Consider the following 16,144-nt stretch of genomic DNA (forward strand, 5'->3'; position numbering starts at 1 on the left):
TTGCGCATAAGAAGAGACGGCAGATGCCGTCCTTTGGCGCTTTGCAGGTTTTTCCCTAGAAATCCGGTGAAAAAAACAAGCAGCGACTCTGAAGTCACGATTCTCGATTGATATCGGTCGAGAAATCCCATCGGTCTGCCCAGATTGTTTGAAGCCATTCTAATAAGGAAATTCCGGCCTGCATGCTCCCAAGCGGTCCCCTTCCACCTTCTAGCAAGGAAAATCCTCACTGCACCCGCTGCCGCTGCACATTCAGCCCCTTCGGACCGCTCCAGCAAGGAAATTCCGGCCTGCATGCTCCCAAGCTGTCCCTTCCACCTTCTAGCAAGGAAAAACCTCACTGCACCCGCTGCCGCAGCACATTCAGCCCCTTCGGACCGCTCCAGCAAGGAAATTCCGGCTTGCATGCTCCCAAGCGGTCCCTTCTACCTTCTAGCAAGGAAAAACCTCACTGCACCCGCTGCCGCAGCACATTCAGCCCCTTCGGACCGTTGCAGCAAGGAAATTCCGGCCTGCATGCTCCCAAGCGGCCCCTTTCACCTTCTAACAAGGAAAATCCTCACTGCACCCGCTGCCGGCAGGCCAAGGAAGAGCGCTCTCCTTTTCTATCCGTTTCGGACTCCTGCAGCGCTGAGTATTCAGCAAAAACCGGGGCCCAATAAGCCCCGGACTCTTCAATTCACTCTATTATGGCGCGCCGATTGTCGTTTTGAGCGTCTCGACATCCTTGTTGATCGCTTCCTCGGCTTTCCGGATAGCGGAGTTGACGTCGAGACCGCCGATTGCCAGATCCTCAGCCGCCTCAGTCAGACGGGTAGCAATTTCCAGCTCGTACGGATGGGTGTAGTGCTCCTGCAGCGCCTCGCCGACGAATACATTTTGCACCGTCTTGCCCTGGAGAACCGGAATGTCGAGGCCGTATTCCTTGTTCAGCTCGTCATTGATAATAGCGGGTACGCGGCCGTTGCGGGCCAGAATGCGCTGCCCGTCGTCCGACAGAATTTCGGCGATGACCTGGAAGGCCTCATCCTTATGCTTGCTTTTGCTGTTTATGGAAAGCGAGTGGATCTGCGCTTCCCTCGTCTTGCCGAGCTGGTCCGGGAAGTTCGGAGCCGGCGCGATATCCCAGTTGAACTCGACGCCCTGCTGGCGCAGCTCCTCCAGCGGACCGACCATGTTGGCCAGCCAGGTCACACGGATTGCCACATTCTGATCCTTCATGAACTGGTCGCGTCCATAGTTCCAGGTCTTGTCAGGCGCCACATAGCCGGGGATTTCGAATATTTTTTTCTGCAGCTCGAACACCCGGCGCCATTCCGGCGTATCGAGCGCGGCTTCGCCTGTTTCGCGGTCCACGTAAGGCAGGCCGAGGCTCTTCGCCAGACCCGTAAGATTATCTACAGAAAGGCCGACATACCGTTTGCCGCCATCGGTGCGAGTCAGCTGCTTCGCCAGCTCCAGCACTTCATCCCAAGTCAGCTGCTTCTCGGTTGGATAAGGCACGCCGAATTTGTCGAAAATGTCCTTGTTATAGTACATCACATGCTGATTGGAGTTGAACGGGATCGCAATGATTTCGTCCCCTTTGCCCGCCGTAATCTCCGTGATGTAATTCCATAGAATCGGCTTGATCCGCGAGGTATCAAAGTTATGGCGCTTGATCAGCTCGCGCAGATCTTCATAGGCGCCGGTGCGGACGATCTGCTGATGCGAGGACGAGGAGGAATAAATGATATCCGGCGTATACGTCGACAAGACCTCTTCATTCGTCGTTTCCGCAGCCGGCGTAATCCGCTCAATTGTCACGTTCGGATATTTTTTCTTGATCGGGTCGGCGATAAGCGTATTGAATTCCACATCCGGAAATGTGCCGCTGGTATTGTAGAACGTAAGCGTCAGCGGCTCGTCGCCGAGCTTCTTGAAGCTCGCGGTATTCTCTGCAGCCGACGACGCACCGTCAGCAGACGCATCCGTACTGCCTGTCGTGCCCGCACTATTGCCGGCATTCCCGCTGCATGCGGAGATCAAGCCGGCAACCAGCAGCAGATTTAGTATTGTGAGCAACTTCTTCATGAAACAAGACACCACCTAATAATGTAATTGTTTGCCGGTGTTTCGCCGGGGAGCGGCTTCTATCCATCTTCAGTCTCACTCCACAAGCCCCGTGCGCTCCACCCCTTCGATGAACCAGCGCTGCGCGAAAAAATAAACAATCAGCAGCGGGAAAATAATGAGGAATGCAGCCGCCATCTTGATCGATTCCTCATATACCGACATCTCGCCCGCCCCTGCGGCCAGGGCCATCTCCGCGGCCATTCGCGCAAGCGTTATCGAGAGGGGCACGTTCTCGGCCGTAAACATGAAAATCGACGGCAGATAAAAATCATTCCAGTTCCACACGAAGGAGAACAAAACGACGACGACGATCGCCGATTTGGAAAGCGGGAACATGACCCGGAAGAACAGCCTGAACGCGCTTGCCCCGTCCATTCTCGCCGCTTCGTCCAGCTCCTTCGGCAGCGTGGAATAGAAGGATCGGTAGATAATGACGAACAAAGCCCCCTTCAGTCCATGGCCGAAAACGGCGGGAATGATCATCGGCAGCACGGTATCCAGCCAGCCGAAGCTTTTGAACATCATGATGGTCGGCAGAATGACGACCTGCGGCGGCATGATGAACGTGAACAGCAGCATCACCATCCAGAAGCGCTTGAACGGAAAGTCGAGGCGGGCGAACGCATATCCGGCAACCGCGCAGGAGAACACCTGCAGCACGGACACCGCGCCGGCCAGCGATACGCTGATCGCCAGACTTTTCGTGTACTGAAGCAGCCGCACCGCCTCCTGAAGATGTCCCAGGAAAATGCTTTTGGGCACCCAGATCACCGACGGGTCGAGAATGTTTTTGGCGTCCTTCACCATCGTGGTGACCATGTACAGGATCGGCTTGATATAGATGAAAGCCACATTGATCAGGATGATATACATGACGATTTTGAACAGGATGCCTTTGTCGATTTCGCCGCCGATCAAGCGGTATCGGACGAATGCCCCGATCCGGTCGAAGGCGGCGGACGGCACGCGCTTCACTCCGTTGATCGTTATTTTGGCCACTTGCGAATCCCTCCCTTCTTTACTCACGTGTGCCTGAGAGCGCCTTATCCACCCTGCTGTACAGCAGCAAAGTCAAGCCGACGAACAGCAGAATGATGGAGAAATAAATCCAGGCCAGCGCGCTGGAGCTGCCGTAATTGGTCGTGTTGACCTTGCTTACGATCGGATTGGACGGGAATGTAAACAGATCGACGACCGTATACATCAGATTCAGGAAAATATAGGGTACGAGCCCCGGCAGCGTTATTTTCCAGAAGGTATTCCATGGCCCCGAGCCGTCGATCCTTGAAGCCTCGTACATCGACGGCGGCAGCGTCTGGCGTCCCGCAAGGAAGATCAGAATCTGTACGCCCGAGTACCAGAGCACCAGCACGAATGAGCTCATCACCGTCTGGATCGGCTCCGCCCATGACGCCGGCACGTACTCCTGCAGATATTCCTCGATATGCAGCGACTCCAGGACGCTCAGCGAGCCTTCCCCCTGATTGATGAATTCCTGGACGATTTGTCCGGAAGAGAAAATAACAGGCAGGAAGAAGATGATCCGAAACAGCGTGCGTCCCGGGAATTTTAGGTTAAGCAGTATCGCAACCAGCAGCGAGAAGACGAGAATGATCGGAATCATCATAATGGACTCGCGCAGGAACGGGATCAGATCCTCATACAGGAGACTTCCGTTCGATACCAGGATCTCCTTGTAATTCTGGAAGCCAAGAAAGGTATAGACGACCGAGTCGACGGTAATCCGGACCTGATGAAAGCTCATATACAGGGAATAGCCGAGCGGGAACGCGACAAAAGCAAGAAAGCCGAAAATCCAGGGTGCGATGAATATCGAGCCTTCGATTTTTCTGATCGTCGATGCTTGCAGCCTCAGCTTCCGAATCATCTGCCTGCTCCCCCCTTGATAACGGTGAAATCCTGCGCAGGCACATGAAGATCGCCCTGCACGAACTCGCTTGATCCATAGTTGACGATGACGCGCTGGCCGCCTTCGTAGGTCGTTTCCTTCACGTTCCCGGCAAGCGTGCGGTGGCCCATGATCCGCTTACCCTGTACATCGCCGAGCGCTTCGTTGACCTTTGCATATTCATCGGTCAGGCTGTCAAGCCAATCCCGGTAATCCAGACTGTAATACCAGATCGAATAGGAATGCCGCAGCTTGTCGGAAGGCGCGGAGGCGAATACATAGGTCGGATAAGCGCCGTATTCGATGCTGCGCAAATATTCGGTCCGCGATTCCTGACGCACATTCGCCCACTCGGATGTGTACGTAACGGACCCGTGCAGGACGATCTGGTTGAACGGCACGGCTTCATCGACGAATACATCGTAGGAATAATCGTCCATAAGCCGGGGAATATGCTTCAGATCCTGCCATACATAGGCATTGGCTTTGACAGCCGTGACCGCGCCAAGCTCCTCCTTCGTCCGCTTGAAAATGTCGCGCTGGATATTGGCCACATCCGTACGACTGGCCGCATAACGGTTATTGAAATCGGTGTTCAGCTGATATCCGATCCCTGAGCCGTCGTAGAGGATGCCGTCTGCTCCCAGCTTCTTGTACTCATCCAGATCGGATGCGATGACTTTGCTGTAGAACCGCGGGCTTACGAGCCAGGTGTCCTCACCCGCCTCAAGCGTATTGCCGGACAAATCGCGCTGGCCGTCGCGGCGGTACCAGAAGCCGTCGTCCCCGTTATTGTTGACCGAATAATTAGCTGTCAGAAAAACGGGGATATCCAGCGTATGCGCATAATCGATAAAGGATTTCATCCCTTTATTCCCGCCAAGCCTGGACTCGACCGGAAAATAGCCGCCCTGCGTGCTGTAGCCATCCTGCTGCCAGCCGTTATACTGCACGACCAAATTGTGGATGCCGCGGTCATAGATGCTGCCGACCAGTTCCTTCGCCTCGTCCGTCGTCGTGGCAGTCAGATAGGAATCCAGCAGCAATCCCTGCTCGATATCACCCCCGACAATATCCACATACAGCGGAATATCCTTCTTGGGCTGCTCCACCGGCTTCAGCACGCCTTCAGCAGACAGATAATCGCGATACCTGGATGCCATGCCCACATAATCGCTTTGATCCGGCGGCAGCAGATAATAGCGGACCGTTCGTCGCGGGGAATTGAAACGTTGTTCCCCGTACGTGAAAAATCCCGCATCCGTGCTTTTGCTTACACTTTGATAGAACCGCTGGCGGTACTGCCATTCGGTCGTTACCCAGTTCGACAGGCCTATCGATCCGGAAGGAGCCGCGAACACGTTGGCATGCTCCGGCCCTTCCGTGACAACGGCTACGAACGCCTGATCGCCGGATTTCAGGCCGAACACCGGAACCGAAGCCCGCTGCCGGGCCATATTATCGAGGTAGAAAGAACCGTCATTGCCGTAAATCGGTTGATTGTACGTGAGCTGCGGGAGGATTCGGCCGGTTTTGAACCGGATCAGCGCGCCTGAGCCGTCAGGTATGAAGATATAGCCATCCTGGCCCTGGGAGAACTGTCCGCCGAACAGCGGATACAGCTTTGCATTCAACAGGCTGAAGGCGCCTGCCTCCACAATACCTTCGTCGCGGATGGTCGTTTCAACATAATCATCCCCCAGCGTCACCTCAACCGGAATTTTAAACGAACCCTTCGGCAGCACGAGCGTGGCGGTAAAGCCGCTTGCCGTCGTCTTGAAATCCTCGACATACCCGCCCTCGTCCACTAGGCCGACCGTTTTGGACGCCGACTTGTAATTGGACAGATTCGTATATTCCACGATGATGGGGGACAGCAGATTGTTTTTCCATGCCCCGCCGATCTTCTCTTCCGCCCACTGCGCGGGATCGGGGTACGAATACCAGACCTTGCCGGTTTGTTTGCTGACGACCTGAAAATGCCCGGTCTCTTTGTCTGCCGACAGCTTCAAGGAAGCCGATTCGGCGACCGGCTGAAACCTGCTGCCGGGAGGCAGCTCCGGCTTGAACGGCACTGTACCGGCACCTGGAGTGAAGGACACGGCCGCAGCGGCCGTGACTGCCGGAGCGGCATTTTGCCACGACACGATCTGGAGCGCCAGCCATACCAGGGCGGCAATGACGACCGCAATGCCCGTAATCAGGAAGGAAAGCCGCAGCTTGCTGCCGGTCATCGGATGATCACCTCCTGATAGATGGAATAAATAAAGTTGATCAGTTCCCCGCTTAAGCTGAAGAAGATAAAGATGAGCGTCGCGATGATGGCCAGCGCCAGAAGAGAGAAAATGATGTTCAGGATCGCTTCGCCGACGCTGTAATTCTGGATGCCCTGCACCATCCAGAAAAACTGCAGGAACGTCCACAAATACATGGCAAGCTCCAAAAATTTGAAGATCGACGCCTCGCTGAGCGTAAATCCATGGGATATAACCGTTAAGGGTATGCCGATCGCTATAATCGGTATTAGGGCGTAAGAGCTTCCATAGAAAACATCCCGCAGCCGGCCCTCACCGCGCATCAGGGAGCTGACCAGATAATGCGCAATGACCCATCCGATCCAGATTGCAATAAACTGCACGAGGACAGGCCCGAGCTTGACGCCCTCATAGATTTCAGGATTAAAGACGAAGCTCGTCTGGGACCGGATGAGACCAAGGGCGGCGAATGCAAGCGCCAGCAGCGTCAAGCTGCTGGCAAGTCCGGCGCCGTCCTGGTAACGTATCGCATGGTACCCGTCGATGGGGTGCTTCACGAGCGTCCCGACATGCTTCAGCTGCCTGAAGTAACTGCCCCGCAAAGGCATCTTGGCGTACCAGGCGCCGGCCCACGCGAATCTGCGCGACAGCCTGACGAGTACAAAAACAGCCAATCCCGCCGCGACGACGATGTTCATCAGCAGGCCAAACCGGTTCTGGAACCAGACCAGCCTGTTCTGCCAGAATGAATCCGAATAGCCTTTATTGACCCCCGCCTTATAGAACAGCTCCTCGGCAAGCTCGAACTGCTCTTTCTTGAAGGCTGCTTTCGCGAGCCCGACCAAAGCCGGCGTATAGAAGGCATTTTGCCGGTAAGCCTCAGCCCACAGCGGCTCGCTCTCCTCATACCTGCCGTCCTGGGTCAGCCTGTTGGCCTGATGGACCAGCAATCCGAACTCGGTCAGCCGAAGCCTCTGGACGAGACTGTTGACGCTGTCGAGCACCAGCAAATCCCCATTTGCGGTCGTTGCGATTGCCGCCGGCGTCTTGACAAGGCCAAGCTTCGTCGTCCCCGCCAGATCATCGCTGCCCCAGAAGAAGAGCAGGTTGCCATCCGCGTCATATTGGCTGATCGTATTGTAGAGCGCGTCGATGACCGTTAAGTTGCCGTCCGCATCCACGCTGATATCCTGAAGCTGCGGCAGTGCGCCGTGTGGCGCCCACCAGGCGTTCTCTCCGAACGTCCTTTTCTTCTTCTTCGCGGCCGGCGTGAATTCACCGCCTGCTTCCAGCTGATTCAATCCGGCGATATTGAATTTCTTGACCTGCTCGCTTCCGATTTCCTTGGTCACCGTATAGATGAAGCCATTGGAATCGATCGCCGTGTTCACGACCGCTCCGGGCAGCTTGCTCAACTCCCGCTGGTACATCTCTCTTGTATAGACCGCCCTCTTGAACGAGTCAAACAAGGAGAACTGGACCTTGTTGGAGCCGAAGAAGCTTTGATAATTGCCTTCGGGATCCAGCTGCAGCAAGCCCTGGAAAGCGCCCAGCGTCGTAATGTACAGGAAGCCCCGCTTGTCGACAACCAGCTTCGTCGGTTCGTATTTGAACGAATCCGGCAGGTAGGCCGAGTCCGGCCGTTTGTACTCGCGCAGCAGCCTGCCTTCGGCATCCAGCCGGACGACCCGCTGGTTGCCGGTATCCGCCACATAAATATCTCCGTTATCGGCGACGAACAAGCCGTTCGGGCTGCTCAGCGGGCTTTCCTTTACATCGATGATACCGATAAGAAGCCCCTGCTCATCCAGATGCACAACACGGTTATTGCCCGTATCGGCAATGAAAATATGGTCCCGCCCGTCGACGAACAGATCCTGCGGCTGGTTCAATGCCAATGTCTGGCTTCCCCCATCGCCGGCAGACGCCGTTTGCACGGGTGCCTTCCATCCGGCTGCTGCCTCCCCGCCGATATCCGGACCAAGCACCTGCTCAGGCTGGTAGGCGGATTGAATTTGCGCAAGCTGCCCATACGCGTCCTTATAAAACGTGGTGTATGGGGAATATGCGTCCGCCGCAGGCAGATTTAGCGACACCGCCGCAATTGCCGCAAGCAAGGAAACCGATGCCGCGCGAAGCCACCGTTGCCTACTCAATGATGCGCCCTCCCCTTCTTTCATTTGATTCCCGAATGCGCCATCGTATCGATAACCTTCCGCTGCAAAATAATGAAAAACAACAGGTTCGGAACAAGAATGATCAACGCCGCGACTGCGGCCGCCCCCTGCCTGGCCACGTTGTTGGCCAGATTATTCGTCAGTGTGGTCAGAAAAAACGGGAATGTCTTCATATCATCATCCTGCATGAAGAACGTCGACGTCTCCAGATTGCTCCACGAATTCTGGAATGACAGAATCGCAACCGTGGCGACGGCCGGCATACAGACCGGAATGACGATTTTCAGAAATAGGCCGAATTCCGTCGACCCGTCTATACGTGCAGCCTCCAGCAGTGCAGACGGAATCTGGTCCATAAACTGTTTAAGCAGGAACACGCCGACCGGCAGCGCCACCATCGGGAGAATATGGCCTAAATACGTGTTCATGAGGCCTAATTCACTGACGACAAGATAACGCGGAATCTGTACAACCTCCGGCGCAAACATAAGCATCAGGATGATGGAAGAGAATACGAATCCCTTGCCCGGAAACTCATGCTTGGCAAGCGCAAAGGCGCACAGGGAGCTGACGATCGTGACCGTAACGACAGTCACAACGGAAATGAACAGGCTGTTGAACAAATATCGGGACAGCGGAATGATGGAATTGGACGTGACCCACAGCAGTTCAATAAAGTTCTGTGTCGTGGGCTCCTTGACAAGAAACGTCGGCGGATATACGAACAATTCGTGATAAGGCTTAAACGCATGATTGAAAATATAAATGATCGGCAGCAGCATAAATACCGCGAACGCGAGCATAAAGACGATATACAGAATCCTTGATATAGAGATTGTTTTCAGCATGCCTACTCCCCCTTGCTTCCGAACAAACTCCAGCTGAGCTTGTTGGAAGCGTACATCAGCAGCAGGAGAAAGACCGAGATCGCCGCCGCATAGCCCATCTCGAAGCGGATAAACCCGAAGTCCTGGATATGGTTGACGATCAGATGGCCGGAGTACTCCGGCGTCGGATTCTGGCCTGACAGCTCCACCCCGATCGAGCCCGTCTTGAAAGTCGTTACAATCGCCATAACGGCGCCGAACAGCATCTGCGGCTTCATGGACGGGATCGTGATGTACCAGACCTCCTGCAGCCGGCTCCGGATTCCGTCAATTCTCCCAGCCTCGTACAAAATCGGGTCGACATTGAGAATACCGGCCAGCATAGCCAGAAATCCCACTCCCATGCTCGACCATAACGAGACCGCAATCATGGAATCCATCAGCAGCTTCGGATCCGTGACCCACAGCTTCGGCACGTCGATCAATCCCTGATTAAGCAGAAAGCTGTTCAGGTAACCGATCCGGTCCCCCGATAGGAGCGGCAGCCAAATGATCGTCATCGCGATGCCGACCGTCAGCGAAGGCGTATAGACGGCCAAAGCGATCCATTTGCGGAGCTTTTTGCCCAGCAGTGATATGAGCCAGGCCAGGATGAAAGCCAGCGCGTAACCGCCGGGCCCGACGATGATCGCGAACTTGAACGTATTCGGGAGGGCATATTTCAGGAACAGCAAATCCTGCGAGATCAAATATTGAAAATTGCTCCAGCCGATGAAGCGGGGCGGTTCGACCGCATTATAATAGGTGAAGCTCAGACCGATCGCGATCAAGACCGGTATGACGATGAAGATAATGAAGCAAAGCATAAACGGTGCGATGAATAAATAAGATTTACGGCTCTGCCATATTCTACTCCACATATCGGTCGATTCCTTCCCACGGCTTGTCGACAACCGGTACACGGAGCTCCTTCAGCCTGTTGCCGTCTGCGTCTATAAACCCGAACTCCTGCTGTTTTCTGCGGAGCTCCCGGTTAATGTCGCGGACCGCCTGCTCCAGCGATGCCCTGTAGTTCATCTTGCCGATTACCGTCCTGTTCCAGGCGTTGTTCGTTTCCCGTTCCAGATAATAGCCGCCGGGTACATTCGGAATATCCTTGTACCACCGCCATTGATCCAGAATCACCTCCGCATCCTCCCTTTTCCAGGGCAGACGGGTAAAGGCTTGCACATTGGAGGTATTCCACCGGAATGCGACGCCGTTGATCGCCTCAAGATCGGCGCCGTACTGCTGCTGGACATCAGCGGACAGCCACCATTGCAGGAACTTCCAGGCATCCTCTTTCTTCTCCGACTGCTTGAAAATGACTCCGGTGCGCTGCCCGCCCCCGGCCCACCGGGAGATCGTACCGTCTGCCTGCCTGACGCCGGGAATGCCCGCGATCTTCCAGCGGTCGTTCAGCTCCGGCGCAGCTGCCGACAGCTGGACGTACATATTGTAATCCGAGATGCCGATCGGCATCGTACCGTCGCGGAAATGCTGATAGAAGCTCGGCACCTCCTTCTCGATGGCGTAGGTGTTGAACAGATCGGTCCACTGCTTGAACGATTGGAATGCGTCCGGATTGTCCAGAGCGGTCTTCAGTCCGTCCGGTTCATAGAATTCAACGCCATTCTGGTAGAAGTACTGGGAGAACTGCAAAGGATTGATATAGAAATTCATATAATTCTGCTGCAGCGTCGGGAGGATGTCGTACACCTCATCCCATGTTTCCGGCACCTTGATCCCGAGTCTGTTCAGGATATCCTCGCGGTAGAACAGTACCTGGAACGACTGCGTTTCCGGCGTCCCGTAATACCCCCCGTCATAATACAGCGGCAGCCAGGAGCCCGGGCTGAACTGATCGTACAGCTTGTCGAAGCCGTCAAATCCGGACAGATCCTGCAAGCTCCCGCGTATGGCCAGATCAACCGGCAGATCCTGCGTCAAGCCAAGGGCGATGTCCGGCTGCACATCCGCCGCATTGGACATCAGCAGCAGCTCGGGATTCGCCAGCAGATTCACCTTCACTTCGATACCGGTTTCGGTGGTGAACGATTCATCCGCCAGCTGCTGAAGCTGGTCCACATAATCGCGCCCGCGCTGCACCCAGATATTCAGCTTATGATTGTCAAGCTTCGTAATGCTGTCCCTGCTGTTGAACGAATAGCCGAAGTTCTGGACTCCGCCCCATACCCGGTTCCACAGCGTCGCTTCCATCCCCGGGAACTTCGTCTGGACCGGTGAAATATATACTTCGTCCAGTTGAAGCGGCTGCTTCAGCAGCGATTCGATAAACAGATTGAGCTTCTCCCGGATCGAGGAAATTTCGTTCACGTTATACGGGATTTCCTCCGGCTTCTTCAAGATCGACCGGATATCCTTGGCTGCCGTTTCGAGGCCCTGGCTGATAGAGTCCTTATTCCCGTTGATCCGGACGCTGTTCTGCGACAGCAGCTCCATCCGCTCCGCGAGCCCCAGCAGACTGCCGGGAAGCTTCGGGTAATCCCGTTCCATCACCCAGGTCCGGTTGCGGTCGACGACTGCGCCTGTCAGTGCCCGCAGGTCCCAATCTATCGAATCGAGCGCCTGCGACAGCGAATCGATCTCGGCTATAACCGGCTCGACTGGGGCGTGAGTAACGGCAAGCGATAGCGTATGCCTGCCTTTCTCCAGGTAAACGGAGTAAGGCTCGCCATCCGCATTCTCAAGCACCCTTCCCTGCCAGCTGGCGGAATAGGGGAACGCATAGGACTGAAACTCGCGGAATGGAACCTTGCCGTCGATCCGAACGGTGCGGAACGACGTCTTCTGCGAGACGACATTTTGCAAGGCCCGGAAACCGAATTTGTACCTTCCGCTTTCATTTACTTCAAATGACCATGTAATTTCCTGGTTCTGCTCAACCCAGCGCGCGCCGCCGACCGTGTTGTATGTAATTCTGCCTTTGGCCCTCGGCACGCTGCGCGGATTGCGGTCGGAGAACAGCTTGATCGACGTATCATTCTTATAGGCGAAATCTTCAGCCTGAAGCGTAATGGCTTCCGCTTCGTTACCGGCGGTTTCGGGGTAGGCGGCAGATACCTCCGCATAGGTTCCAATAGATTCGCTTGGCGCCAGTTCAATCCGCTCCAGGGCAGCAGGCTCATACCCCGAGAAGCGGATCGTATGGCTTCCCTTGGTAAAATGCCACTGCAGCGGGCCTGCGTAAGCCCCCGCTGAATCTACCAGCGGCCGCACGCTCCAAGCGGAAATATCCGTCGACCTCGGCCTGATCTGGTCGCCGTCGCTGTTCGTCAGGATCGGCCTGGAATCCTGCCAGGTGCGGTAAAGAGCGACCGAGGACGCCTCCGCGAACGGACGCTTGCCGTCGAGCTCAACCTCCCAAAGAATCGGACTTGTACCGCTGTCACCGGCAATTGGATGATACGAGACGCGGATTTCGTACAAGCCGTCCTCCGGAACTTCAATTGAATACTCGGCCCATTCCTTGTCCGGCGATTCCCAGCGCAGCACCCCGGATTTGCCTTCATATTCGCCGGCCGTTAAACGTTCCGTATTGGATACCGCCTGGGGAACCCCGGCATTCACCGCAACCACGGACCCCGCGCTGCCAATTCCTTTCTCATTCCATGCGGATAACGCCTGGGCGTATGTGAGCTCATCATCAGGACCGGCTGGAGCTAACGGGGTGGCTGACGGAGCCTGATCGGCACCGCTCGCCGTTTCCTTATCCGGTCCGCTTGCGGTTTGCGCAGTCAGCGAAGACTGCACGGAGAACAATAAGACAACCGCCAGAGTGGCGCTGCATATCTTCTGCCATAACCGAGTGTTCAAACCACTCTCTCCTTCCAGCGTCAAGCTTATTACGAGAACCGCTCGCCGGTTTCCCGATGAAAGAACAGCACCTTCAATGTATCAATGCCCAGTCTTACCGCCTCATTCTTTTCGAAATGGACGGATGGGCTGACGCGGGCGATCAGCAAATTGTCCTGGCCGATATCCAGATAAAGATATCTGTCGGCGCCCATCAGCTCCGTGAATTGATAGGAACCGGATATAACCGCCTCCGAGAAAAGCGCTTCAAGGCTGATATTCTCCGGCCGGATGCCAAGAACGACCTGCTTGTTGACCTGGCTGTGCTTCCTCAGCGCCGTCGCATTGGAGCCGTGGACCGGAAGCTTGAAGCGCGAGGTATGGAACTCCAGCACGCCAAGCGCATTCTCCTCGATTTTGCCCCGGATAAAATTGATCTGCGGCGACCCGATAAAGCTCGCGACGAATGTATTGGCCGGCATCGAATAGATCCGCTCCGGCGTGTCGATCTGCTGGATGATCCCGTCACGCATGACGACAATGCGGTCAGCCATCGTCATTGCTTCCGCCTGATCATGGGTGACATAGATGAACGTGGTCCCCAAATTCTGGTGCAGCTTGATAATTTCCATCCTCATCGATACGCGGAGCTTGGCGTCCAGGTTCGACAGCGGCTCATCCATCAGAAACAGCTTCGGATTGCGGACAATCGCCCGGCCCAGAGCGACGCGCTGCCGCTGTCCGCCGGACAGATGCCTGGGCTTTCGGTTCAAATACGGATCGATTTCCAGAATGCGGGAAGCCTTCTTCACGGCGATATCGATCTCATGCTTCGGCAGCTTGCGCATCCGCAGGCCGAACGCGATATTCTCATAGACGCTTAAATTCGGGTACAGCGCATAATTCTGAAACACCATCGAGATGTCGCGATCCTTCGGCGGCAGATGGTTGACCAGCTGATCGTCGATGAAGATCTCCCCTTCCGATATGTCCTCCAGGCCGGCAATCATACGCAGTGTCGTTGACTTGCCGCAGCCGGACGGACCGACAAACACAATGAATTCCTTGTCCCGGATTGTCATGTGAAAATCCTTCACGACCGGGTGTTTGTCTTTTCCGTAGCGCTTATAGAGATGATTGATTTGCAAGCCCGCCACTTCGAACCCCCCTGTCATTTTCGCCCGCTTTTTTTCCACGAAAAAAAGAGGTTATCCATTCAGGTTTCCAGAAAGAAACCTGATCAGACACCTCCGTTTGAACGGTCGATCATTTGATTGTACGTGTAATAGCCGATAAATCCGATGAACTTGGTTTGATTTGAATCAACTTGGTTTTTACTATATCAACGGCCTTTAGCTTTTGTCAACACCGAATCCCGCCCATTTTTTCCAGTATGCATTGACGAGTCTTACAAGATCATATAATATTCTAGTAAATCGATGGGATTACCTTATGATTAGAGACCGGTCAACCGGATCCTTGGCTTTTTAGCCGCGGATCCGGTTTTTTGCGCCTTATAGAAGGTAAAAGCTTCACTTTTACACATTTCTATAAGGGTTGAGGGAAGAAACCGGGGCTGCCGCCAAACGCAGCTGTTTCTTCCAAGTCCGGCTTCATGCACAAGGGGCCATCAACGACAGAGGTGAGAGGCATGGGACAATCGAAGAAGAAGGCGCATTTTAATGTTTTTATCCGTGGGGCCGGCCATCATGCGGGGGCATGGAAGCATCCGCTCAGCGATCCAAAGGCCGATTTGGATCTGGACTATTACGCGGGCCTGGCCAAAATTGCCGAGCGCGGCCTGTTTGATTCATTATTCACCGCGGACAACTACTCCGGCCTGGGCAGAAGACTGGAGCCGTTCACTCTGCTGTCCGCACTCGCGGCGCTGACCAAGCATGTCGGATTTATCGCGACCGTAAGCACGACGTACAATGATCCGTTTCATGTCGCCCGTAAATTCGCTTCGCTTGACCATATCAGCAAAGGCCGCTCGGCATGGAATATCGTGACCGGACATTCGCAGGCGGATGCCGACAATTTCGGCAAGCCCGGGCATCCCGATCCGGCGACGCGCTACGATATCGGCACCGAGTTCGTCGAGGTGACCAAGCAATTGTGGGACAGCTGGGAAGAAGATGCGCTCGTCTATGACAGGGATACCGATGTAACGCTGGACCGGGATAAAGTATACGACATTGATTTCAAAGGCAAATATTTCAACGTCAAGGGGCCGCTCAACATTCCGCGTCCGCCGCAGGGCTATCCCGTGCTCGTGCAGGCTGGATCGTCCGAGAATGGCAAGGAGCTTGCCGCCCGTACGGCGGAGGTTATTTTCACCGCGCAGCAGACGCTCGGGGCGGCGCAGGAATTTTACACTGATGTGAAGTCCCGCCTGGTCCGTTACGGAAGGACGCCCGACCAGCTGCTTATCATGCCGGGTCTTAGTCCGATCATCGCGGACACGGAGGCCGAGGCGAAGGATCTGGAAGCGGAGCTGTTCGATTTGGTCGATTCCGGCAAGGCTTTGAAGCGGTTATCGAATTATTTTACAGTCGATCTGTCTGAATATCCGCTTGACGCACTGGTTCCGGTCGACAAATCGAAGCCTTACGATTTCTCGAGCAGCGGCATAACCAGCCGCCATGAGGTGGTCGTCGACGCTGCGCGCCGCGACAACATGACAATCCGCCAGTTTCTGAGCCGGAGCTATGCCGGACACGGACATGTTTCATTCACCGGTTCGGTTATCCAGGCAGCCGATTTTATCGAGAAGTGGCTGGCGGAAGGCGGAGCCGACGGCTTCAACATCCTGCCTCCCCTCTTCCCGTCCGGCCTCGACACCTTCGTCGACAAGGTCGTACCGGAGCTGCAGAACAGAGGGCTGTTCCGCACGGAATATGAAGGCGCGACGCTGCGTGAAAATCTTGGCCTTGCCCGTCCGGCCAACGCGCATAAGCAGATCTGGGCGCTGAGCAAAGTCGCGGAATAAACACCGGCCATTCT

General features: G+C 55.2%; 10 protein-coding genes. 1 reads left to right on the top strand and 9 read right to left on the bottom strand.

Translation table 11 applies throughout. The annotated features are described in order from the left end of the window. Positions 1 to 687: 687 nt before the first annotated feature. From ACFOLF_RS07480 to ACFOLF_RS07520, 9 genes are all read right to left on the bottom strand, one after another. On the bottom strand, positions 688 to 2,073 hold the full coding sequence (locus tag ACFOLF_RS07480) for an ABC transporter substrate-binding protein (protein WP_210037819.1): 1,386 nt from the start codon (positions 2,071 to 2,073) through the stop codon (positions 688 to 690). A gap of 75 nt (positions 2,074 to 2,148) precedes the next feature. After that, positions 2,149 to 3,114: a carbohydrate ABC transporter permease gene (locus ACFOLF_RS07485; RefSeq protein WP_379114037.1), complete on the bottom strand. Its 966-nt coding sequence runs from the start codon at positions 3,112 to 3,114 to the stop codon at positions 2,149 to 2,151. 19 nt (positions 3,115 to 3,133) lie between these two features. Next, positions 3,134 to 4,003: a carbohydrate ABC transporter permease gene (locus ACFOLF_RS07490; protein ID WP_210037821.1), complete on the bottom strand. Its 870-nt coding sequence runs from the start codon at positions 4,001 to 4,003 to the stop codon at positions 3,134 to 3,136. After that, the gene (locus ACFOLF_RS07495; RefSeq protein ID WP_210037822.1) at positions 4,000 to 6,258 is read right to left on the bottom strand and encodes a DUF5696 domain-containing protein; all 2,259 of its coding nucleotides are present in this window, start codon (positions 6,256 to 6,258) and stop codon (positions 4,000 to 4,002) included. Before ACFOLF_RS07495 ends, ACFOLF_RS07490 begins: the two co-directional genes overlap by 4 nt. Beyond that, positions 6,255 to 8,435 carry a YIP1 family protein gene (locus tag ACFOLF_RS07500; protein WP_379114035.1) on the bottom strand — a complete coding sequence of 727 codons (2,181 nt, stop codon included), beginning with the start codon at positions 8,433 to 8,435 and terminating at the stop codon, positions 6,255 to 6,257. Before ACFOLF_RS07500 ends, ACFOLF_RS07495 begins: the two co-directional genes overlap by 4 nt. A gap of 20 nt (positions 8,436 to 8,455) precedes the next feature. Continuing rightward, positions 8,456 to 9,304 (bottom strand): carbohydrate ABC transporter permease, encoded by an 849-nt coding sequence (locus ACFOLF_RS07505; protein ID WP_210037824.1) that lies wholly within the window; start codon positions 9,302 to 9,304, stop codon positions 8,456 to 8,458. Positions 9,305 to 9,306: 2 nt separating this feature from the next. After that, the gene (locus ACFOLF_RS07510; RefSeq protein ID WP_210037825.1) at positions 9,307 to 10,203 is read right to left on the bottom strand and encodes a carbohydrate ABC transporter permease; all 897 of its coding nucleotides are present in this window, start codon (positions 10,201 to 10,203) and stop codon (positions 9,307 to 9,309) included. After that, on the bottom strand, positions 10,193 to 13,159 hold the full coding sequence (locus ACFOLF_RS07515; protein WP_379114033.1) for an extracellular solute-binding protein: 2,967 nt from the start codon (positions 13,157 to 13,159) through the stop codon (positions 10,193 to 10,195). The genes ACFOLF_RS07510 and ACFOLF_RS07515 overlap by 11 nt, the downstream gene beginning before the upstream one ends. A gap of 29 nt (positions 13,160 to 13,188) precedes the next feature. Further along, entirely contained in the window at positions 13,189 to 14,295 is a 1,107-nt protein-coding gene (locus tag ACFOLF_RS07520) for an ABC transporter ATP-binding protein (protein WP_210037827.1), read from the bottom strand. A 494-nt stretch (positions 14,296 to 14,789) separates the two neighbouring features. Here ACFOLF_RS07520 and ACFOLF_RS07525 point away from each other — a divergent pair, with 494 nt between their 5' ends. Next, positions 14,790 to 16,130: an LLM class flavin-dependent oxidoreductase gene (locus ACFOLF_RS07525; protein WP_210037828.1), complete on the top strand. Its 1,341-nt coding sequence runs from the start codon at positions 14,790 to 14,792 to the stop codon at positions 16,128 to 16,130. The last annotated feature ends 14 nt before the right edge of the window (positions 16,131 to 16,144 follow it).

Source organism: Paenibacillus sepulcri, from assembly GCF_042647105.1.
Lineage (GTDB): Bacteria > Bacillota > Bacilli > Paenibacillales > Paenibacillaceae > Paenibacillus_Z > Paenibacillus_Z sepulcri.

Bases quoted from the DNA above. Each gene is read 5' to 3' on its own strand.
- ACFOLF_RS07480 (WP_210037819.1), bottom strand. From the start codon at position 2,073: ATGAAGAAGTTGCTCACAATACTAAATCTGCTGCTGGTTGCCGGCTTG.
- ACFOLF_RS07490 (WP_210037821.1), bottom strand. From the start codon at position 4,003: ATGATTCGGAAGCTGAGGCTGCAAGCATCGACGATCAGAAAAATCGAA.
- ACFOLF_RS07495 (WP_210037822.1), bottom strand. From the start codon at position 6,258: ATGACCGGCAGCAAGCTGCGGCTTTCCTTCCTGATTACGGGCATTGCG.
- ACFOLF_RS07505 (WP_210037824.1), bottom strand. From the start codon at position 9,304: ATGCTGAAAACAATCTCTATATCAAGGATTCTGTATATCGTCTTTATG.
- ACFOLF_RS07510 (WP_210037825.1), bottom strand. From the start codon at position 10,203: ATGTGGAGTAGAATATGGCAGAGCCGTAAATCTTATTTATTCATCGCA.
- ACFOLF_RS07525 (WP_210037828.1), top strand. From the start codon at position 14,790: ATGGGACAATCGAAGAAGAAGGCGCATTTTAATGTTTTTATCCGTGGG.